Origin of the sequence: Tunturiibacter gelidiferens, assembly GCF_014201335.1 — a bacterium.
In the GTDB taxonomy this organism is placed as follows: Bacteria; Acidobacteriota; Terriglobia; order Terriglobales; family Acidobacteriaceae; genus Edaphobacter; species Edaphobacter lichenicola_E.
The window spans coordinates 133,302-155,678 of the sequence record NZ_JACHEB010000008.1 but is presented as its reverse complement, the minus strand read 5'-3'; the positions used below and the strand labels follow the sequence as shown (position 1 = coordinate 155,678).

General features: G+C 54.0%; 15 protein-coding genes and 1 pseudogene. 10 read left to right on the top strand and 6 right to left on the bottom strand.

The features are described from left to right. Positions 1-197: 197 nt before the first annotated feature. The gene (locus tag HDF14_RS16885) at positions 198-812 is read right to left on the bottom strand and encodes a UpxY family transcription antiterminator (protein ID WP_183978903.1); all 615 of its coding nucleotides are present in this window, start codon (positions 810-812) and stop codon (positions 198-200) included. A gap of 2,028 nt (positions 813-2,840) precedes the next feature. Between HDF14_RS16885 and lhgO the strand changes: the two genes are divergently transcribed. Continuing rightward, positions 2,841-3,800 (top strand): L-2-hydroxyglutarate oxidase, encoded by a 960-nt coding sequence (gene lhgO, locus HDF14_RS16875; protein ID WP_221304738.1) that lies wholly within the window; start codon positions 2,841-2,843, stop codon positions 3,798-3,800. Next, positions 3,776-4,066, top strand: coding sequence for a hypothetical protein (locus HDF14_RS26100; RefSeq protein ID WP_221304737.1), 291 nt, complete (start codon positions 3,776-3,778; stop codon positions 4,064-4,066). The genes lhgO and HDF14_RS26100 overlap by 25 nt, the downstream gene beginning before the upstream one ends. A gap of 827 nt (positions 4,067-4,893) precedes the next feature. Here the strand turns inward: HDF14_RS26100 and HDF14_RS16870 are convergent. Further along, entirely contained in the window at positions 4,894-6,033 is a 1,140-nt protein-coding gene (locus tag HDF14_RS16870) for a nucleotidyltransferase domain-containing protein (RefSeq protein WP_183978901.1), read from the bottom strand. 355 nt (positions 6,034-6,388) lie between these two features. Here HDF14_RS16870 and HDF14_RS16865 point away from each other — a divergent pair, with 355 nt between their 5' ends. From HDF14_RS16865 to HDF14_RS16855, 3 genes are all read left to right on the top strand, one after another. After that, positions 6,389-6,841 (top strand): PqqD family protein, encoded by a 453-nt coding sequence (locus HDF14_RS16865; protein WP_183978899.1) that lies wholly within the window; start codon positions 6,389-6,391, stop codon positions 6,839-6,841. A 171-nt stretch (positions 6,842-7,012) separates the two neighbouring features. Further along, the gene (locus tag HDF14_RS16860) at positions 7,013-7,813 is read left to right on the top strand and encodes a hypothetical protein (protein WP_183978897.1); all 801 of its coding nucleotides are present in this window, start codon (positions 7,013-7,015) and stop codon (positions 7,811-7,813) included. A 67-nt stretch (positions 7,814-7,880) separates the two neighbouring features. Then, positions 7,881-9,002 carry a serine/threonine protein kinase gene (locus HDF14_RS16855; protein ID WP_183978895.1) on the top strand — a complete coding sequence of 374 codons (1,122 nt, stop codon included), beginning with the start codon at positions 7,881-7,883 and terminating at the stop codon, positions 9,000-9,002. Positions 9,003-9,008: 6 nt separating this feature from the next. On the opposite strand, the gene HDF14_RS16850 is transcribed toward HDF14_RS16855, so the two are convergent. Further along, entirely contained in the window at positions 9,009-9,884 is an 876-nt protein-coding gene (locus HDF14_RS16850) for a Tll0287-like domain-containing protein (RefSeq protein ID WP_183978893.1), read from the bottom strand. A 444-nt stretch (positions 9,885-10,328) separates the two neighbouring features. Here HDF14_RS16850 and HDF14_RS26710 point away from each other — a divergent pair. The 3 genes and pseudogenes from HDF14_RS26710 to HDF14_RS16840 all read left to right on the top strand — a co-directional run. Further along, positions 10,329-10,583 (top strand): annotated as a pseudogene (locus HDF14_RS26710) (FHA domain-containing protein); the annotation flags it as partial. 369 nt (positions 10,584-10,952) lie between these two features. Beyond that, positions 10,953-11,966 (top strand): PP2C family protein-serine/threonine phosphatase, encoded by a 1,014-nt coding sequence (locus HDF14_RS26705; RefSeq protein ID WP_260698355.1) that lies wholly within the window; start codon positions 10,953-10,955, stop codon positions 11,964-11,966. A gap of 602 nt (positions 11,967-12,568) precedes the next feature. Further along, on the top strand, positions 12,569-16,153 hold the full coding sequence (locus HDF14_RS16840) for a TonB-dependent receptor (protein WP_183978889.1): 3,585 nt from the start codon (positions 12,569-12,571) through the stop codon (positions 16,151-16,153). A gap of 29 nt (positions 16,154-16,182) precedes the next feature. Here the strand turns inward: HDF14_RS16840 and HDF14_RS16835 are convergent, their stop codons facing one another. From HDF14_RS16835 to HDF14_RS16825, 3 genes are all read right to left on the bottom strand, one after another. Further along, positions 16,183-17,688 carry a hypothetical protein gene (locus tag HDF14_RS16835; protein ID WP_313899609.1) on the bottom strand — a complete coding sequence of 502 codons (1,506 nt, stop codon included), beginning with the start codon at positions 17,686-17,688 and terminating at the stop codon, positions 16,183-16,185. Beyond that, positions 17,685-18,896: a hypothetical protein gene (locus HDF14_RS16830; RefSeq protein ID WP_260698339.1), complete on the bottom strand. Its 1,212-nt coding sequence runs from the start codon at positions 18,894-18,896 to the stop codon at positions 17,685-17,687. The genes HDF14_RS16835 and HDF14_RS16830 overlap by 4 nt, the downstream gene beginning before the upstream one ends. 369 nt (positions 18,897-19,265) lie before the next feature. Further along, positions 19,266-19,913: a TetR/AcrR family transcriptional regulator gene (locus tag HDF14_RS16825; protein ID WP_183978886.1), complete on the bottom strand. Its 648-nt coding sequence runs from the start codon at positions 19,911-19,913 to the stop codon at positions 19,266-19,268. A gap of 283 nt (positions 19,914-20,196) precedes the next feature. On the opposite strand from HDF14_RS16825, the gene HDF14_RS16820 reads away from it, so the two are divergent. Continuing rightward, positions 20,197-21,780 (top strand): flavin monoamine oxidase family protein, encoded by a 1,584-nt coding sequence (locus HDF14_RS16820; protein WP_183978884.1) that lies wholly within the window; start codon positions 20,197-20,199, stop codon positions 21,778-21,780. Between the two features lie 22 nt (positions 21,781-21,802). After that, on the top strand, positions 21,803-22,294 hold the full coding sequence (locus HDF14_RS16815) for a RidA family protein (protein WP_183978882.1): 492 nt from the start codon (positions 21,803-21,805) through the stop codon (positions 22,292-22,294). The last annotated feature ends 83 nt before the right edge of the window (positions 22,295-22,377 follow it).

The window sequence follows — 22,377 nt, the reverse complement described above, 5'->3', positions numbered from 1 at the left end:
CGGGCGTTGCAACGCTTGTAGATGCTGTAGGTGGACAGTCAATTTACCGGCGAACGATTTGTAAATTTCGCGGGGCTGCCGCTGTTTCAGTCCCACCAGACTGCGATTCGGGGTGGACTGCGGGACGAGATCCCGGTCCCTGGGCCTTCAAGACGTTAGACACTCTTTACGACGGAGCAATTCATCCTGGGAGGTATTCACAAAGGCCCGGATACAGACCAAGCCCGAACATCTGCATGAGAGACGGCCGCCACAGCTCTGTAGACGGCTGCTTCCCCGAGCGCTGTCATAGGCTCCACCTCCGATGCGTCAATTTCCACTGCGATCGACTGCGCCATCATATCGACAGATAGAACCAAACGACAGAGATTCTTCTTCCGAAGCAGGAGCCCCTCGACTCCTTCGAGCGGTCCTCGCTTGACTCGAACCCGAACGCCGCATTTCAAAAACGGGTGCGGCTCTACCCGATACGGTCCACGAATGACCTGCCGAATTGCCTGAATTTCCTCTTCAGGAATGACCGCGACGTGCTCCCCGGTGCACACAATCATATGAACCCCGGGGGTCGTCACGGCTTGCAATCGACGAGTGAGCGCCCCCCGAACGAATACGTAGCAAGGGAAGAGCGGCAGTGAAACTAACTTCTTTCGATCCTTCCAACGCCGCATCGAATCATAGAGCGGCACAAGTGTCTCGAATCCCTTGGTCGTCAACCCCCACGCTACCGACTTCTCGTGTTGATGACGCGTATATAGCGCGCACCACGCTGTGTCTTGCACGCTGCTCAGATTCCCACTCGATGAAGTCGACATTTTCCTCCGCTTTCCTTCCCCATGCGAATTGCATCTCATCTTGACGATCGGAAAGGTGTAGCTTCGCCCTGTGGGCTACAGCCCCTTCTTTTTCCATTTGGATCGAAGCGGTTTGCCCGATTCTCTCTGGCGCCGCGTCCATCTTTGTTTCTAAAAACCCGTCACACCACGATCATGTTGATCGAGATGTAGTTATCAACAAAACCATCGCTTGCTGGGGACATTCTGATACCGAACCTCAGGGCATGGAATGTTTCTAGCAACACTTCGCGATTGTGGCTTACAGGCAGCCACTGTAGAAAATCTGAGCAATTCGAAGCTATCAACATTGCATCCAGTCGATTTCACACTGCGGGTTCAAACCCAGCACAGGTATCACTCTGGTTATGTTGACTTCTTCCATATAAGCAATTTGAATGCCATCTGACACTTGAATTGGAGGTCGTTGATACATCTTCAGAAGATCAATTAGAGAGCTATTTAGACAATCCTGTTAATCCCATACATCACAAGAGCACGTCGAGTGCCTAAAGCAATACGGCATTGGTGCCGTTCACTTGAGAGACTAGTTGCTCGTTGCTCGTGATGCATCGAATCGCATTCTTCTCGACAGCCTGATCGGTGAGTGACTTCCGCTTGTTCCATGTTATTTCCGCAATCCAATGTGCGCCTCCAAAAGATCAAGTCATTCGTACAAATCGACCAAGGGAGAAGACTTTGAAGTAGGTCTGGCAATCATAGTACTCATGGACGCATAGGCTTTGGAGCTAGCTCTAGAGGCGCAATCACGCGATATCGAGCTTGACATCTCTTCGACTGTTCCAATACTGCAACTGCTGATCCATAAGGAGATACGCAGCCCTGTCAGTGCGGCGTTAGGCGATGTAACCGTTCAGAAATGGCTTCGCTATTCACTAAGGCCGACTGGAAAAACCAGCGATGCAATAGCTTCCTAACGTGGTTCGAAATATTGGGACCGACCGCGGGAACTAGTCCCATAGCCGGTAAGTGTGAGACCGACTGTCCGCAGACGCTCTGTCCAGTGATCCTCGATGTACAAATGCCCCCACAAGTCTCTAGAACAGCCGACCTGAAAACGCTCCCCCAACAAAGCTCCGCTAGCTCTTCTTGGGACTAGACATCTCGACACATTGCTAAAGATTTGCGACGTAATGCAAATTACTTGCACCGCCCCCCGAGATGTTCTCGTTCCATGTCAGTGCAGGCACATCGCATCGGCGCTGAACGATGATCCGGGTGGGATCTGTCTTACATCGAGAGTTCTCAGCACTATCGTTGAATAGGGAGCTGGCAGGTTCAGATGGATCGTTGAAGGACGCGATCATGACTCCATGGCACAAAGAATTGCAAAGCTTCGCAAATAATTGCAGACTTATACGGTGTACATGGCCCATTGGGCCGCGGCTTCTCGATCAACCTCAGAAACGCTTTCGGACATTGGCCATCTATTTGCTCTTGATCTTGAGAGGAGGCGAGGACATATTGTTAGATGAGTTTCCCTGGTACAACTCGGTTGTACGCAGAACAGAGATCGAGGCGGTCCAGCACTGCGTGAGAACCGCGCCACGATCGATTCGTTTCGTTCCTCGAAGTAAACGAACGTGTCAGGATACGATTTGCTTGCTGGAGGGCCTCGAGGGATTATCTACACAGCGTAAGATGGGGTTCATAAACTCACCAGCGATCCTAGGGTGACTCCTCTCGGTTGATTCTTATGCAAGATGAGCGTTGATGAGTTGCGCCAGTTTGAGAATATGCTATGTCACTGGTTGGGCCGCGGCCTCCGCTCCCGTATGAATACGAGCGATATCAAACCTGGCATAAGCGGCGTGTACTCGAGTTAAATCCCGGGGTCGAAAAGTCATTGCTACGATAGCAGCCATGCATTAATCGGTTGACCCGTCGATGCTTGATGCTTAGGCTGTACTTGGATATTGCACTTTTGGAGCGGAGTCTCCGGGGCCTTTCGCGCACTGCGCAGAGGCATCTTCAAGCAGCCAATACAGAATGCCTTCTCGAGTCAATGTAGCAATCATCGGTGGCGGAATTGTCGGCTTGGCTACAGGCCTTGAGATCCTAGGTCGGTTTCCGGGTGTGTCTCTCGCCGTGCTTGAGAAGGAATCTGAAGTTGCTGCTCACCAGACGGGTCATAATAGCGGCGTCATTCATTCAGGAATTTACTATAAACCCGGTAGCCTAAAGGCAAGACTCTGTACTGAGGGCGTAAACGCCTTATTGCGCTTTTGTGAAGAGCACGCCATCCCCTACGAGATTTGCGGCAAGGTCATCGTTGCTACTTCACACAATGAAAGCGCACAACTCAATGAGCTTTATCGTCGCGGGATCGCCAATGGTCTGAAGGGCGTACGGATGCTTACCGGGGACGAGATCCGTGAGCTTGAGCCGCATGCTTCAGGCATCCGGGGCATACAGGTGCCTGGAACCGGCGTTATCGACTATAGGACTGTCGCGAGGAAGTACGCCGAACTCATAGTGCGTGGCGGCGGCGCAATTCATGTTTCGCGTGAAGTAATCGCATTACGGCCCTCGGGCAGCGATACAGTAGTCGAAACGACTCGGGGACCGATTGAGGCGCGGTTAGTTATCAATTGCGCGGGTCTGCAGAGTGACCGCGTCAGCCACATGGCAAATGCCAAACTCGATCTGACGATCGTTCCTTTTCGTGGGGAGTACTATGAGCTAGTTCCGGGTAAGCACCACTATGTTCGTAGTCTGCTATACCCGGTTCCCGACCCACGATTTCCTTTCCTCGGTGTGCATTTCACCAAGCGCATATCCGGTGGAGTCGAAGCGGGCCCGAACGCCGTGCTGGCGTTGAACGTGAGGGTTACGCAAAGAATTCTTTTAGTGCAGGCGACGTTTGGGAGTACGCGACCTTTCCAGGTTTTTGGGTTATGGCTGCGAAGTACTGGAACGTGTCCGTGGACGAGTACTACCGCTCATTGAATAAAGCCGCGTTTGTTCGATCTTTACAGCGTCTCGTACCGGAGATCACCGCTGATGACTTGGTCCCCGGTGGATCAGGTGTGCGAGTTCAGGCGCTGGGAATCAATGGCAAGTTGATTGATGATTTTCACTTCGCTTACACCAAAGGCGTCGTGCATGTCTGCAATGTCCCCTCTCCTGCTGCTACAGCTTCGCTTGCAATTGCGAAGCACATCGTAGAAACGGTCTTGCAACACGACGAGGACTTGCTCACGGTACGGAGTTGAGCAACCTAGCCCCCCTGCCAAGGAAGGCTACCTACCGGAAGCTCGTGTTCAACCGCACCGCAAAGCTGCAAGCTGGACCGATGGCGTTGCCCGAGAAGAGACCACCAAGTCGATCACATTTAGACGGTTGTTCAAGTGTTTCCATCGACCTGAAGGTGCATGTTGATCTTTTCGCCCATGTAGAGGAGGGAGTTGACCTAGCGGGAAGGATTCGTCCACGCAGAAAATTGAGGCGGTTATCCCAGCCGGACCATTTGAGCTAGAACGTCCGCTTCATCCCTTCATATTTAAAGGGCAGCCCCGATCCATAGTTCGCACCGTTGAAACCGGAGCCCTGCGTCGAATCGATATCCAAGGCTTTTTGCTCTCCTTCGAATGGCTCCCCTGAGCAGTCTCCATGGCTAGCAGCCGAATCCATACCCACACAGGGGGGCACCGATGCAGCTTGGCCGGCTGTCGCTTGAGCACTTGCCCGAGAGCATCTGGAGGTCGCGGCGGGCTTTCAACGCGAAGCGCCGCTGATTCACTTGCGTAACACTTCTCATATTTGTTGGAATCTCCGAATATGGTCGCAATTTTCCAACGCGCAATCGCCGGAGTTTCGACGCAGAGGAAGCGAATCAAAGGGTTACGAAGTTGCTGTCAAGCTCTTGGATTAAGTCTCTGCAGATGTTTTTGCATGCCAACCGAAGAAGGGCGAAGCACATTTCTGCCAAAAGCCGACGAGAACTCGCGGCGTCGCTCCCCAGACTCTAAGCATGGTCGGCTAGTATAATCTCGTCTTTGTGAGGAGCCTGTAATGGCATAAATGAGGCGGAATCAGCAACTCATCTCGCCGATCTGTCCAAGAATATGCGGATGGGTCGTATTAGATAGTAGAGGGCATGGAGCGATTTTGGCAGAGGGAACACTGCCTGATCTCTCTCATTCGGTCGCAGGAGGTCCATTGATAACAGGAACCTCACCCGATCGCGGAAGTCGAGCAACTGGATATTGTAGGGAATATGGCCCGGTGGCGTGCTGCCCGGAGCATCAAATAAATTGTTCTGGATATGTTGCGCGAGGAGCCGCGCAGTCGTGTCCGCTTCAAAGCACTGCAGGATCGCTTGAGGGACTGTGGCTCCAGCCACTCGACGCGCAAGCAGTATGCCCAGAGCGAGCGTTCGGCTTAACCCCGCCTCTTTCGCTTCATAGGTGACCTCTTTCCAATCAAGGCCAGGCGACGAAGCCAGTAGCTGCGCGACGTCGCAGATCCAGAGAAGTCGCGACCACACATGTTTGCTCCCATGCATACAAAGCATCAGCAACGTGATCTCGGGACTCATATCCGGAACGTCTGCACCCGCCAGCACCGTGGTTCGCCGCCTTGGCCACACCCAATCCAAACCAAGGTCGCGCCTAAACCTTGGCATAGTAGGATCAAGTCTCCACCGAAGCTCTAGCACCCTTCCGTCTGTTTTTCGTTCAAAATGGTATTCGTAATAGTCCAAATTTGCTGGCGTTCCATCCGCATTCACTGGAGTTTCTAGTTCGTATCCTCTTTCGAGAGCAACAGTTGTAGCCTGCACGAGATCCCTATAATGGATGAGCAAATCTAGATCGCCGGCAGGACGCGTGGTAAGGTCGTGATAGATAGACGCACCCAGCACAACCCCCTTAAACGGCATGGCCGGAATCATCTTGTCTTCGAATGCTTTGAGCACGGCAATCAATTCCACTGCATTCGCCAGAGTGTTGAACATGTTAGTTTCGTATTCGGTTCGCAGATGCTCGAGGACGAACTGCGGAACTGGCGGACCCATGTCCACAAGCCGCAAAAATAACATAGGCAAAACACGATGCTCCTCAGCCAGTTCAAGGAGCGAGTTCCAGTCCCGGACGTTAGCCGCAAGGCGAGGGACTTGTTTTGCATCGCTCGAACGCGCAATTGCACGTAGTAGTGCGCACGATTCGAGATCTGCTCGCATCAACTTCTCCGGTCGCAAAGACATGTCGCAATATGTTGCGACTTACGTTCTGATAGTATCAAGCGTTTTCCCGATCAAGTTCTGGCGGAAGGGATACTGTTCTTCTTCTTTTCAATGCAATCTTGTGCGTGTTTTCCTTAGTAGATTTGGCCAGCGTACTTGATTTTTAGGGATTATATTTTGGCTATCAACATGCAATATGCTTACTACGCCTCCTCCGCAACTTAGACGCCTGACAAAAGAGGTCTTGTTACCAAAGATGTTTGTTTGCAGAACAAAGAAACTCTCGTATTCTTACGAGTATCGAAGGGGGAAACGAACGACCGCTTGAGGATACACAAAGAGAGAGGTCAATATGCAGATTGAACGTACCAATTCAGATGCCTTGGTGGTAAACAAGCTGCCCGACGGTTCAACGGTCATTCTCGACGTCGAGAACGAGGCGGTTTTCGCATTGAATTCGACGGCCGGCGCCGCGTGGGATGCTTGCAGCGACCGGACAACACTCGCCGGAGTGACGGAAAAAATGCAGCAATCATTTGACCCCGGGATAAGCGAAGAGCTTGCGGAAGAGGCAATTCGGCAATTGCATGATAAGAAACTGGTCAAAACATCGGGAACGCCTTCAGAGTCATCCAGGCGCCAATTCATCACAACGATGAGTGCCATCGCTCTACCTCTCGTCGTGTCATTATCAATCGGGGAACAGAGAGCATACGCCAAAAAAGCATCTTCTGGTGGCCAAAAGGGCGACCCAAAGCCAAAACCAAAGCCCTGTAAGAGTACAAAGCCCAAGTGCGAAGACTAGAGGGAATAAGGAAAGTTGCATATGCTTTTCAGCGCTTCCACAGTGGCGATCTAAATCCGATTGTTCTAGGGGTATGGGCCGGATCACTAAACTCCGCGCCCATCTGAACTGTGTGCCCAATGAGTACGCAGGACGGAGAATTATTTGGGATTGCGACCTTGGGCGGCATAATTGAGTGATAGAGATGCCATCTACGGTTTTGAAGTGCGCGCCTTCGACTGCGACGTTCGTGTAGCAGCAAATTGTCTTGAGACCTACATCATCTTGGAACGCTATGTCTTCCCATCGCTTCCGAGAAGAGCTAATGCCATTTACAAGGCTGACATCTTCATCCGAATAGACAGAGTTGCGGATCAATTTCAGTTGTCCGTTGACGGCGTTATGCAGTCATCTGCAGCCCAGGCGACAATCTTGGTGCCGGATCTCATAAAGGCGCTGGATGATGTCGTCATTCGACGCCTGACGGAGCTCCACGCTGTGCATGCAGGTGCCGTCCTGTTGGGGGAACAGGCATTGCTGCTGCCGGGCATCACTCATGCGGGAAAATCGTCGCTAGTGGCCGAGCTGTTGCGGCGAGGTGCTACTTATTTCTCCGATGAGTACGCGTTGATCGATTCAGCCGGGCGCGTACACCCATATCCACGGCCTTTACTCCTCCGTAATGGCTCTCCTGAGCAATCTCCGTGGCTTCCGGCGGAGTGCAATGCCCACACAGGGGACCGCGCAGTGCCGGTTGGCTGGATTCTGGCCCTTGAGTACTTGGCTGAAAGCACCTGGAGTGTCACGGCGGTCTGTCAAAGCGAAGCACTTCTGATTCTCTTGCGTAACACTCCTCACATTTTGTCGGAATCTCCAAATATGGTTGCAGCCTTCCAATATGCAGTCGGGGGAGCCAAATGTTACGTTGGGCGCCGCCCCGAAGCTGACGAGGCTGTCAGCCAAATTCTACAGTTGGTTGGAAGCCCACTTTGACGCATCCTGCGTCTGTCAAATCCCCGAGATGAGCGCGTAGATACCAAGTAGAATGGATATCTAGGCCATGTCCATCACGATTGGGGACCAAATCGGTGACTATGAAGTGACAGGCACCCTCGGTGTCGGGGGTATGGGGCAGGTATATCGGGTGCGTCATACGATTTCGCACAGGGTCGAGGCGCTAAAAGTTCTTGCCTCAGGCCGGCCTGTGACCGAAGAGATAGTTGGACGCTTTCTTCGCGAGATTCAGTTATTGGCCAGTCTTCATCACCCGAATATCACAGCCCTCCACACCGCCTTCCGTCACGAGGGCGAACTGATCATGATCATGGAGTTCGTTGAGGGCCTGACGCTTGGCGCAAAACTCAATGCAAGTCCCTTAATGTTAGGGACGAGCCTCAACTACATCCAACAGGTTCTTGCCGGCTTAGCCTACGCGCATGAGCGTAAAATCATTCACCGTGATGTGAAGCCGTCGAACATCATGATAGGTAACAACGACCAAGTTAAGCTGTTGGATTTTGGACTAGCCATCCCGGCGCTTGGCCCCGAGTTTACTCGGACAGGCACGATTTTAGGCTCGCTGCATTACATGTCGCCCGAGCAGGTGCTGGGAGAGCAAATTGATGCACGGTCCGATGTTTATTCGGTTGGCGTAACCCTCTATCAACTGGTCACAGGACGCCTTCCGTTCGACGGTCCTAGTGAGTACTCCATAGCCAACGGGCATTTGAAGTCCGAGCCTATCAATCCGACCACAATCAACTCCGACCTTCCTGTTCGTCTTTCGGAGATCGTGTTGAAATCTCTGGCGAAATCCCCCGCAGATCGCTTCCAGACCGCAAAAGATTTTCTAGGAGCCCTAGGTACACTTCGTTCTGGCGAGACGACGACGTTGGTGATCTCTTCCCATCCCGATCGGATGCGTAACGGTCACCCGGATGCTGAGGTTGGCTTCGGTTCAAGCAGGCCTGAGAAGGCGGTTTTCGAGTCGAGTATGCTTGAGGTGATAGTCCGTGATCTGGCATATCATCTCGGACCAATCGCCAAGATTGTGGTGAGTCGTGCTGCCAAAAGGGCGCTCACCCTGGACGATCTCTATGAAATGGTTGCGGCGGAGATTGGCCCCGAGGAAAGGCGCAAAACTTTTCTCGCTATTCGACGAAAATCCTCCGTCCCCAAGTAGAAATTTCTACCTATCGAGCATCTGGATTGCCTTCTTGAGGCTAACGTACATCCGGTTGAACGAGGCGGTGACCTCAGCGATCTCGTCTTTTCCCTTATAGGTGAATTCGGGTTGGTCGAGATCTCCGTTGCTTATCAGATCGGCAGTTGCAGCAAGTCGGCGCACGGGTCGAATGACGATGAAGTAAAGTCCCAAATCGATGACTGCTAAAGTAGCAAGGAACGTTGCGGATATATAGATCAGTAGCGTGTGATAAAGGCGAGAGGCAATTCCTTCGGCTACGGCCGTTGGCACTGAGACAATCTGAGCCCCGATGATTTCGTTTAGGGTCCACCCAAATCCATTTGCGCTGCCGTAGGTGAGAATTTCGGTCGGTGGCGCTGCGGCAGCGGACCCGTGGCACACCAGACAGCTCTGATTTGTGGTGATCGGTTGTGATAGTGAGATTGATGTGCCCGTGGCCGTTTGCCGTTCGCCGACCAACTGCTTTTTGTCTGGATGATTTCGGAAATAATCAATAATATCGACCTCCCATTGGTCTGCTCTGTCCCGGGGGTTGGTAGGGTTCAGAGCCGCCTCTTTGTAGGTGTAATCCGGATAGTCTTTGCGTAGATGGTTGAACGTCACGGTTGCCGCGTAAAATGGAATGCTCTGAGGGAGGAAACGCTTGGTACTTTCAGGCGTGGTTTCGAGCAGAGGATCCAACTCCTGCTCGGTGTAGTCTCTGGTTGACTGCGCACTGGAGAGCATCAGCTTCGCCTGTTGCAGGGTCTGCTCGCGTGCGTTCTCTTCGAGAAACCCGCGTGAGAGTCGCGATACGAAAAGCAGGCCGATACCAAATAGCAAGATCAGCAAAATGTTGAACTTCGCCAAGAGCTTCAAAGGTTAACCCTCTCTTTCTAAACAACTGTCACCTATGAGAATAGGCTATTTCGCACCGCTCTTTCTTGATGGCCAGTGACTATGGCAGTCTTTGTGATTTGATTTCTGGTCTTGGCAGACGAGCAGTCGCCTGCCGACGACAAATTGCCGAAGCCGCTTGAAGTGGAGCGGCGTCATTCCTTTTGAATAGATCGCTACCGCGGGCGGCCTCATCGAGGTTTGAGGTGATGGTTGACGACAGAAGGGAAACGCGTTTTGTTTCAGCGATGTATCATAGCCCGTGATTCGGTATTCTGAATCAATCTGGTTAGTGCACTAGAGACTAACTCGATAGGTTGAGCGAAGCGTGGGGGGCGTCCCTCCCGAGGGCAAACTCGCAGCATTTCGTCGAAGAAGCGTGTGTTCAAAATCGAGTCTACCTTCGCTAAGAGGAATCGTTTGATTATGCGCAATGTTGTGCTTAGCTACTCCGACGCCAAGGGACATCACAGTTTTTCTCTCAATCGCAATTCAACGTCTATTGGCCGGTCGCCGTCTGAAGACATTGTGCTCGACGATCCCTGGGTTTCACGTCGGCATGCGTTAATAGTGCGAGACGCCGATAGCTATACTGTCGTTGATCGGAACAGCACGCACGGAACGTTTGTGAATTCGGTGCGCGTTGAGAAGTCAATGCTGCGGTTTGGGGACGTACTTCAAATGGGTTCTCTCAAAGGGCCACATTTGAGGTTTCACCTTCGAGAAGATGTTAAAACCACCTCCACTTCACGGTCCTCAGCCGTTCATCTGCTTTCTTCGCTTAGCGAACTACAAGCCTTCCCTGACGAACTGAGTCCAGCCGTCCGTGAAATGGACAAGTTGAACTGGCTCTTACGTGCGGCGAGGCAACTCAACGAGGGAGGCGCGATTGGAGACATTCTCGGCGCGTTTCTCCATTTGGCCTTGCAGCTTACGGGACTGGAACGAGGGTTCGTTTTTCTTCAGGAGGTGGGGGACCTGCATCTGGCGCAGGGGCTTGACGCCCACGGAAACGTGGTGGAGGAAGATTCGACTGTCTCACGCAGGGCTATGGAAATAGCAATCGACAGTGAGTCGAAGTTCTCGATCAGCGATACATTCGCCGATAAAAAAGCATCGGAATGGTCGAGCATCGTGGCTAATAGAATACGTAGCATTTACAGTATTCCATTGCGAACGCGAGCCTCAGAGGACGAACCTGCCCAGTTGCTTGGTTTGCTGTATCTCGATAGCCGAATCAGTCTCGGAGAACTGAGTGAGATCGACCATCACTTGCTCGACACTTTGGCTACAGAGGCGTCAGCACTCTTGCATAATGCTCTGCTTGTAGAGGCGGAATCAAGTGCGCGGCAGGCGCGGGAAGAGCTTGCGGTGGCCGCCAAGATCCATAGCGAACTCATGTCTATTTCGTTGCCAACCATTCCGTATGCAACGCTGCAGGCAAGGAGCGTCCCTTGTCTCGCCATCGGTGGAGACTTCTATGACGCGGTCGCTCTTAGCGACAGCGTTTGCGCAGTCGTTGCAGATGTATCTGGCAAAGGAGTTTCTGCCGCCATCGTTGCGGCTACGATGCAAGGAATTATTCACTCTCAACTGCTCGCGGGCTTCACTCTTCCTGAAATAGCGTCTCTGGTGAACCAGTTTCTGTGCAGTCGCAAGACCGGAAAATATGCGACGATGATTTTGGTTAGGTTATTTCCGGACGGGTCGGTCGAATACCTGAACTGCGGCACCATCCAGCCTATTGCAATTCTAGGTAGGGAAGTGCGACGTTTGGAAGCAAGCAGTCTTGTTGTCGGGCTCATTGCCGATGCGAGCTACATCTCCGGTCACGTCGCTTTGCGTCCAGGGGAACGTCTTCTTTTGGCAACCGACGGAATTACTGAGGCAGAGAATAATTCTGGCGAACAATTTGGCGATTCGGGACTGATCTCTGTTGCTCACTTTGAGGATCTGGATTCGATTCTTGAACATGTTGAGAACTTTCGATCTCCAAACCCAGCTGAGGACGACTGCACCCTACTGGAGGTGCGGTACGAAGGCGGCGGTATTGTGCCTAAATGACTGGAGAGTTATTTAGAGGTTACCTGCGACAGCGGGCTTCGCAGGATGCATGCATCGCGTTCAAAGAGTGGCTATGCAAAATTTTTTAGAAGTGGCCATAGCAGTCCCCTCCTGTTTCTCCTAAAGTCAATCGTACGAAGTAACGGATTAGATTATTTCGAGTAATTCGTGGCTAACAGGGTGTTGCGAATTTGGATGTCCCAGCTTTCGATGCGAGCCTGTCTCGTCAAATCTCCCAAGACCGAAAGGGAAGATCTTGAATGGTCCCGCTGCTCTTCGGAAGATTCCACCATATTGTCAGCGCGTTGGAACAAATTCCACCCTCACAGCGTTGAACGGCGGATAAATAGAACCCAGGCGTGATTCCTATCTGTTCCATCTCGGATCGGAACTCCTCAGTGCGTGAAGCGAAGGGGTGTGCGAACAAGTATGGCCGCTCACCATGCTCTCACGAATGGATCCGATGGAACCCATGCCTAACTAAAACGACCGCGTCAATTGCAATTCAGTTGGCGAAAGGTCGATCTGAAATATAGCTGTCGACCCGCGATCATGCATCGCGGTGTCGCATTGATGATTTTGCGAGGCACAGGAGACCAACCATGAAGACTCTATTAAGGGTAATAGCACTCTTCTTCGCGACAGCGGTGATCGGACAAGGACAGGCAGTCTCGGTCAACGGGGGATCAATCCAGGGCACGATCACAGACAATACGGGAGCAATCGTGCCCGATGCCATGGTCGTAATCGTTGGAAATGACACCAACTCTTCAAAGACTTTGAAGACCGATGCCAGCGGTTTCTACAGCATGGGTCCATTGACTCCTGGGCCTTACACGGTGACTGTGGACGCCGCAGGGTTTCAAAAGCTTACGGTGAAAACTGTTGTTCGTACTGGTACAGCGACTAGCGGTAATTTCAAGCTCGCGGTCGGCTCCTCGAGTGAGACTGTCGAGGTAAACGCAGGCGCACTTCAGATCAATACGGATCAGGCCGGTGTTAGCGACGTTATTACGAAGGATCAGATTGATTCTTTGCCGGTTAACGGCCGCAACTTTCTCGATCTTGCCCAGATCGAACCCGGAGTAATCCTTCAGAGCGGGGAATCATTCGACCCAACAAAGGCTGGCTACTCCGCGATTTCGACAAGCGGTGTTTCCGGCCGCACCACGCGCATTCTTCTTGATGGCCAGGACATCACTGACGAAAACGTAGGGACAACCATTTTCAACGTGTCACAAGGCGCGATCGGTGACTTCCAATTGAACCGCTCGACACAGGACGTTTCGGGCGAGGTAACTTCTACCGGTCAGGTTCTGGTTTCCACGAACTCCGGAACCAACAGATTTCACGGCCAGGCTTTTTACAACTTTCAGGATCACAGCGCCCTCTTTGCAAGAACGGCAGGTGGTATCGACACACCGTTCCAACGGAACCAGTTCGGCGGAAGTATTGGCGGACCCATAATCAAGAACAAGCTGTTCTTCTTCGCAAATGCTGAACGCATCAAACAGGAATCCCCGGTTTCTATCACAATGACTCCTCTGTTCTCAGCAATTCAAGCAGCCTTCCCAACTATTCCATCTCCATACAGGGAGACCTACTCGACGGTTCGTCTGGACTACGACGCGCCGAAGGGTGTGCACTTCTTCGCTCGTGCTAACTACGACGTAAACAGTTCCAGCTCAAACTTCGGTGCTGGCTACGAGATCTACAACAACCGCGATAACACGCCTGGTATTGCCGGCGGAGCAGATTTTGCTACTGGACACTTCACTCATTCTTTCCGAGGCAGCTATGAGAAGTTTCACAACCTGCTGATCGATGGCACGACAGGAAACAGCAGCGTATACAACGGTTTTCCTGGCTTGAATTTTCGCCTGAGCACAGCCGGGCTCTTCTCGGGCCCGAACATCGACTCCCCACAACAGACTTACCAATCAGATAAGCAGTTTCGCTACGATGGAAGCTGGACAAAGAGCTCTCATTTAATTCGCTACGGGTACAGCATCAACCGCATCCTCGGTGGTGGTTTTGCCAGCTTTCTTGGGCTTGCACCCCGGGCATCTCTCACCGCCTCCACGGAGCTTGCAAATTGCGGAACTGGAACACCAGGTCCTTGCCCATCGGATCCTTTGAACGGATACTACGCTGCGACGGTATTGTTTGGTAACGGACAGGGCTTCTTCACGGAGAAGCCTGGCTTTGATCTACCGGGCGGCGGGGTCGAGGACTGGCGCGAAGGCGCTTACGTTTCCGACAATTGGAAGATTACGCCGAGCTTCACTCTTACGGCGGGCGTCCGGTGGAGCGTCGATACAGATCGTGCCAACCAGGATCTGCCGACTCCGCTTTGCTCCGATGTAACAATCACACCGTCTCCTTGCTCTGGCAACGCGCCTCTCTTCGACCAGTTTCAGCCTGGACTAGGGAAGAAGATTCACCAGCCCTGGGCAAACTTCGGTCCCCAACTTGGATTCGCTTTTAGTCCGGGAGATCATAAGACTGTCGTTCGTGCGGCTTTTGGCATCTTTTATGAGGGCGACGTCTTCAACAACACTCTCAACTCGCGACAGGCTCTGATCAAGACGGGTCTGTTCAACGATACCAACCACAGCATATGCGGTGGTACAAACTCTCTGACGCTGCCGGACGGTTCTGTGGTAACGAGCGATGGAGGCGTTTCCATCGCCACTATTTGCGGAGAGCCATTGAGTCAGGCGGGTCAGCACTTTATTAATCTTCAGAATCTATTTCAGCAAGTGACTCAATCAGTCGGCCCCGCGAGCAACGGCCAATACGTCGGGAATACCCTGACGATAATTGGTGCTTATGCGGCTCCCTATCGAACGCCGTACTCTGAGCAGTACAACGGTGGCATACAGCGTGAAATCTTCAAAGGCGGCATTCTGTCGGTCGACTACGTACATAACTCGACTCTGAAGATTGCTCAACAGATTGATGTAAATCGGTTGGGTGCGGCACGCACTCTCAATACGGCCGCAGCCCAGAATGCAATTGCCGCAACCACCAATGCCTTCCATTGCACCGGAGGGTATAGTTCCGTAGCAATCAACTGCGCTATAGCAGCAGGAGCACAGATCGCAGACTTTGCAACGAATGGTCTGGACGCGGGAAATACTTTCCTTAATGCTAATCCTGCTTCGTACAACGGGCTGACTGTGGCGACAGGGGCGGCATTCCCGGGCATCAATCCAAGTCTGGGAGAGGGACTCTTCCTATTTCCGACTGGGAGATCAGGCTACGATGCACTGCAGGTGGTCTTCCGAGAGCAGAAGGCACACCCGATTCCCGGAGTGATGAGTTCCAACCTGCAGATCTCATATTCCTTTTCGCGTGCGGTTTCAACCGCAAACCCAGCGACCAACAACGGGAATACGGGTGTAGGGGATCAGTTCTTCTCCTCGCCGTCTTACGACTATGACAATCCGACTGCATACATTGGTCGAAGCGGGCTGGATCATACCCACGAGATCTCGTTCGGTGGCTCGGCGACTCTGAAGTATGGCCTGCAACTCGGTATCATTGGTCATTTCTTCTCCCCTGCGGCGACTAATTTGTACCTCGACAATGGTGGAACCAGCGGTAGTGCTACTGGTGGCATCTTTCAGTCCGATGTGACTGGCGATGGAACGATCGGCGACATCGTGCCAGGGACGCAGCCTGGAGCGTTCATGCATCAGTACAAAGGAAATAATCTTAACAAGTTGATCTCTCAATACAACGCAACCGAAGCCGGCCAATTTACTCCGGCGGGTCAGGCGGTGATTGCGGCAGGACTCATGACTCCGGGACAATTAGGGGCTTTGCAGGGAACCCAGCAACCGATTTCTCCAGTACCGGAAGCGACCGGTCCAGAAAACGTCTATTATCGCAACCTCGATCTGAGTGCCTCGTATCCGATTCGTCTAAGTCGTGTGCGGGAGGGAATGTCGTTGGTGCCTGGGATCGCGTTTTATAACGTTGGCAACTTCTCGAACTTCAAAGACTACATCAACGGCACATTGGCGAATACAACTACTGCTCAGGGCGGCGCTTTGAGTGGTTTGTTGAATGGTCCGAACAGCTTCGCTGACCATGATCTGAATCGTGTACAACGCGGTTCGGGCACATCGGATATCGGTGGGCCACGCACGACGGAGTTCCAGTTGCGATTGAACTTCTAACCGCTCTGAGAGGATCGCTCAGCACTAAATCATGGGACGACGACGTCAAAGACTCCGGTCTCGATCGTCGTTCCATGTTTCATCTGGACGAAGATTCGGTAGGGGCCTGAGGACGGAAATCCGTATGGGAACTCAACGGTGCTTGAGAGCGGTTCGCTATGAGCAGTCATATCCATACTCATGGCTCCATCCATGGCTGCGTGATCACTTGCATGGCCACCGGTATTGTCGTTTGCGAGCATGAGTGCAGCCATCGCCGCTGAACCCTCGGGATGGGTGTGAGCAAAAACGGTACCGTCTGTTTTCACGAATGCGGCATGACCTGCCATGCCCATGTACGGCTGTACGTCCGTTGCAGGCTTTCCGTTTGCATCGAGTAGATGAAAGCGGAACGCGTATGCAGTGTTTGAACTCACGGTTGAGAGGCGATCCCAAACCATTACATATCCGTCTGGCAGTTTGTACGAGTTGCTGAGTTGCCCTCCGCTGAGCGGCGGTGGAGATCCGCTTGCGTCGTCGGTGCCGAGCGGTCCGCCCGGCATCTCGGCGGGGACTGTGATGGTGGAGACAAGCGTCTCGGGGAAGCCGTTTGCGTGGACGATATCGCCGTAGAGCTTGTAGTTGCCTCCTGGCATCGAGGGCAACGACATACGGAAGTCTCCCGCCGATGTGAGCACGGGATGCAGGTGGAAGACAGCATCCATCTGTGGCTCTCGAATGGCGTAGAGATGCATCAGATGTCCATGATCGGGAAGAAAGTCTTTGTTCGAGCGAGAAGTTCGCTCTTTGCCACCGTCATAGGGTTGCACGTTGAGATCAAGGAGATTGCCTGAGAGTGTTGGCGTCACTGCCATCGGATGATAGACGTCGAGGGCGTAGCTGGCGGCCTCGACGTTCCACCAGGTCGCGCCACCCCAGATCAGGAGAGCCATGACCACGAGGCTGCCTGCAGTAGCGAGAATGGCTCTGCGTCTGCGGTTTGGAGATGGGATAGCGCCAGGTTCCAGGCGAGCGTCACGGACTGCTGCTGCGACGATACCGGCCATGCTGACAACCAGGAAGAGACCAAGGATTCCGAGTGTGATTCCGAGGCCATGCTGCATCTTCAGCGTCGAGAGCGCGACAGCGGGTACTGGAACCGAGACGGTTTGATCTCCGGCGTCTCCTGCGATCTCGAAACGGACCTGCCAGGAGCCAGAGGCCATCATCCAGATACTGCCGGTAAAGAACGCCGGGTCGGCGGTGGAGTTGGTCATCGGATCGGACGTGGGAGGGTGCTTCGATGCCTCGCCTGTGATGGGGAGCGGCGTGATGTGGATGTTCTTGACGGTCGCGCCACTTGAACGTACTTCTACGGTCGCGACACCTGGAATGACGGTCGGCGTGCGAATGGTGACGAAGAGTTTGTAGGGTCCAGCCTCGACCTGTTCATAGACGTCTTTGCTTCCTACGTGAGCGTGGGCGCGAAGGGGAGCGATGAAGGCGCAGAGCAAGAGAAGCAGAAGTGCGCGAATTGACTCAGACAAAGACTTCACCGTTGAACGCTCCGCATCCAGCGTCCGAAGCTCAGGCCGATCCAGGTTCCGATCGAGCCATAGATGGCGGCACGCAGCAGTCCACTGAATAGAACCGAACCGTGATCGGGGTTGAAGAAGAGACGCAGGCGGTCGAAGCCATTCGGACGCGAGTTGTAGTCGAAGTAGACGGTGCCGAAGAAGCGGTTCTCAGATGCTTTGGAGAGCAGGAAGGTGGCGAACGGCCACTCGACGAGGACCAAGACCGCCATGAAGAGGAAGCCGGAGGCTAGAGCGACGATCCATGGCTTCCAGCCACGGGTTCGCTGCCAGAGTAGATCAAGCGCGAGCGCGGGGGCGAAGATGAGAATGGGAAACTTTGCCGGAACCATGTGGGTGACGGGATAGAAGACGGGGCCTAGCTTTGGCTGCGCAGGGAAGAGGGGAAGAATGAGAATCTCTGCGATAGCGAAGAACATGTAGACCATCGCGGCTGACGTCGCGGCCCACTTGTAACGAGATGCCTGGGAGAGCATGGCGAAGGCTACCGGCAGACCGATTGCCATTGCGATGTAGGCAGATGCTGAGTGCAGTTGGACGTCCCAGGTGTATTCGATCAGGAAGAACATCTGGCCGGTGATGAAGAGACCGCCGATGTAGAGCAAGAGGCGCTGCAGCGTCTTGAAGGTTTGTTCGTTGGGCTGCGAACCTTCGACGGCGCAGCGGTTCATCGCGGCGAGGATGAGAAAGAGTATGCCGACTCCGACGCCGCGAATACCGAGGATCAACAGGGTGTGGGGTGGGCTGACGATCTTTACGTCGAGACCGTAAGCGGCGTGCCACCAGTTGTCGAATGGGGCTGAGGTGATCATCGCTATGCCACCCCAGGCGGCGATGAAGGCTCCGAGCGGGGCGCGGAAGCCGAGAACGTTTACCGAGGCGGCGCGGAGGCTCGAGGAGGAGCGTCCGAAGGTGTTGACCAGCATGAGATAGCCGCAGATGATCGCGGCGAGAACACCGCAGGCGTAGATGGCCATGTGAGCCGCTGTCCAGAAGCTGTCGCGGCCGATGGAACGATGCCAGGAGACATCCCAGGCTCCGCCGATCGAGGCGGAGGTGACGGCGAGAGCGCCCCACCAGATGTACCAGGGGACGCTCGCAGCCTTCGAGGCTACCAGCGTGCTGGTCTGCTTATCAGCATACGGAGTGGGGAAGGTGGAAGAAGCCATGTGACCTCGCTCTTAGTTGCTCCTATCTTATTACGTGCCTCGCGTTGATTTGTCAGGGGTTGAGGGGGTACCCCCCCCCTGGTTGCCCTCGTATAAGTCGCTTATTTTCAAATGCTTACAGAGGGTGGTCTCGTGCAAAATCGTCATTCTAAAGTGCTTACGGCTAAATTCGTCCAATCAAAGGAGTTATCGCGCTTAAACGAGATAACCCGGCTGACGGCCGGGTCTCTGGTGTTCTTCTGTTCCAGTATAGCGGTTGGTGTGCAACTCATACGCCACGCGGATCTCACCTCTTTAGAATAAGATGCGGGCATTTGGGGCTTGACAAGATTCTGAGGTCATTCAAGAGCGCCAAAAGTAGAGCGGAGGTTATGCTTCTGCGATGCGGGGAACCTGTGGGGCGTTTCGCTTGCTGCGCTTTGGGACTCCTGGGTGAGAGTTGCGTACAACGGCCTTGCTTCGAACGTTGTTGGCCACGGCGTGAAGAGCCTCGTTGGAGAGTGCGGGGTCGTCAACCGCGCGAGCGATGACGATGGCGCCGACGAGGCTTGCGTAAAGTGCGATGGCTCGTTCGCGGCGGAGACTGGGGGAGTTGCCCTGCACGATCCCGGACAGGTAGTCAATGAAGGGCTTGATCTCTTCGGTGACGATGTGGCGCACGGCGGAGCTTTGGCGAGCTAGCTCGGAGCCTAGAGCAGCTACGGTACAGCCTCGGCCAGCGTTGTCACGATGTTTCGCGGCTAGGTAGGTGTCGGCGAGAGCGTCGAGTGGATCGCTGGCCTGGTCGAGTTGCCTGATCCAGTTGTCGCACATTTTTTTAGCGGCGCGGCCACAGGCCTGGGCAACGAGATCGTCTTTTGATTTGAAGTGGCCGTAGAAACCGCCGTGGGTGAGGCCTGCGCTCTTCATGAGATCGGCGACTCCGATGCCGTCGATGCCGCGCTCTCGAAAGAGCCTGGCGGCAACGTCAAGGATTCGCTCGCGATTCTCTGCGGCCTGGGCGCGGCTTACTCTCATCTGGTTCTCACCTCGGGAATTTGAGTTCGTCTTTATTTTATGACGATCGTCATGATTGTCTGTGGGGTGATTTAGCGGCGTTGAAATTTGCTGACTGGCGAGGAAGTTTTGCGATAGAGTAAACACATCTTTCAAAAAACCAGATTTTTCAGTTCCGTGCTTCAGGATATGCGGCTTCCGCGATGTCTTTGGCGGAGCTTCCATTCTTTTCCGTTCCATCGGAATGTTCGTTCTTTTGCAGGCGTATTTGGACTTTAATTCGTCGGAAGAAAGAGGTGGCAGGATGGGAATTTCGCGGCGTGATTTTTTGATGCGAGTGGGGCAGGTGGGTGGCTATAGTGCCGCGTTTGCAACGATGCAGTCCCTGGGACTGATGCCGATTAAGGGCGTGCAGGCCGAGGAGATTCAGGCGGCCGCGGGTGTGGGCAAGGGCGTGAAGGTGGTGGTGCTGGGCGGTGGGATCGGCGGCCTGGTTTCAGCCTATGAGATGCGAAAGCTTGGGTATGACGTGACAGTGCTGGAGGCGCGCGAACGGCCAGGGGGACGCAACTGGACTGGAAGGGCCGGCGTGGAGGTTTGTTTCTGCGATGGATCGAAGCAGGCGATTAAGTGGGAAGAGGGGAACTATCAAAACCTTGGACCGGCGCGGCTGCCGAGCGTTCACTTAACGATGTTGGGGTATTGTAGGGAGCTCGGCGTTCCGCTGGAGGTGGAGATTAATACGTCGCGCTCCACGCTGCTGCAGAACGATCGGGCGAATGGCGGCAAGCCGGTGGCTCAGAGGAAGGCTATCAACGATACGCGCGGGCATGTGTCGGAGCTGCTGTCGAAGTGCGTTGCACAGGGGGCGCTTGACTCGGAGTTGAGTAAAGAAGACCGCGAGCGGATGACGGCATTTCTGAAGTACTACGGACCGCTCGATGATAAGGGCGCTTACGTAGGATCCGATCGGGCGGGATATAAGACGACGCCGGGCGCTGGGGCACAGGAGGGAGTGCCGGAGGTGCCGCTGGATATGCGTGTGCTGTTGGATGAAGACTTCTGGTATGACCTGTTTATCGAAGAGGATTTTGATTGGCAGGCGACGATGATGCAGCCGGTGGGTGGGATGGACCGGATACCGTATGCGTTTGCGAAGTCACTGGGGCCGATTGTTCAGTACAACTCGCCGGTGACAGAGATTCGGAAGACGTCGAACGGTGTTCGCGTGTCGTATACGCAGGGCGGAGCGACGAAACAGATAGAGGCTGCGTACTGCATTACGGCGCTGCCGTTTTCGATGCTGAAGAAGATACCGAATGACCTTTCGAAGCCGTACCGAAAGGCGGTGGATGAGAGCACGATGGGCGGGGGGTACAAGATTGCGTGGGAGAGCAGACGGTTCTGGGAGCAGGACTACAACATCTATGGCGGGCTGTCGTATCTGATGGAGGGGCCGAGTCCGATCTGGTATCCGTCGTCGCGGTTGATGCACCCGACGGGAGTGGTGGTGTCGGGTTATTCGGATGAGTTGAATACGCCGTTTTACAACCTGACGCTGGAGGAGAAGTTTGCGGCGTCGCGTGCCTCGATCGAGAAGATTCATCCGGGGCATGGGAAAGACCTGATGAATCCTGTGTTTTGCGGATGGAGCCGCGTGCCTTGGAATGAAGGCTCGTGGATTAGCAGTTATGGCGGCGGAAAGAGCGGGTATGACGTGATTATTCAGCCGGATGGGCCAATCTACTTTGCGGGCGATACGGCGAGCCACGTTGTGGGATGGCAGGAGGGCGCGGCGTTGAGTGCGCGGCGTGCTGTGGGGATGATCTCGGATAGGGTGAAGTCGGCGAAGCTTGCCGGGGTCGCTGCTGGTGCGGTGCTTAGCTAACTTTTTTGCATAGGAGTGATGGATGAAGATTCGATGCGGTGTGATGGCGGCAGCGTTGTTGGCTGTTGCGTGTGGAGTGCAGGCGCAGGTTGTGGTGAAGCATCTTCAGCCGAATGAGAAGTCTCCCATTGCGAATGGGGTTTGGGCTGGAGATACGCTTTATTTGAGTGGGCAGCTCGCTTCGCCGGTGACGCCTGCGGATGAGGCGAAGGGCACGGCGGCAGTTTATGGAGATACCAAGACCCAGGCCACGAGCGCGTTGAATAAGATCCAGGCGCTTCTGAAGGAGCAGGGTTTGGATATGAAGGATGTCGTGAAGATGTCGGTATTTCTGGCGGGCGATCCAGAGAAAGGGAACAAGCTGGATTTCGCCGGGCTGCAGGCCGCTTATACGCAGTTCTTCGGGACAAAGGATCAGCCGAACAAGCCTGCGCGAAGTGCGTTTCAGGTTGCGGCGCTGGCGGCTCCGTGGGCATTGGTTGAGATAGAAGTGATTGCGGTGAGGGGGAAGTAAGGCTTCACGGCGGCGGCTACTGAATCGCAAAAGAGCCAGAGGCGGGTGCCCCTGGCTCTTTGATCTTTCGCTGTGGAGTTGTT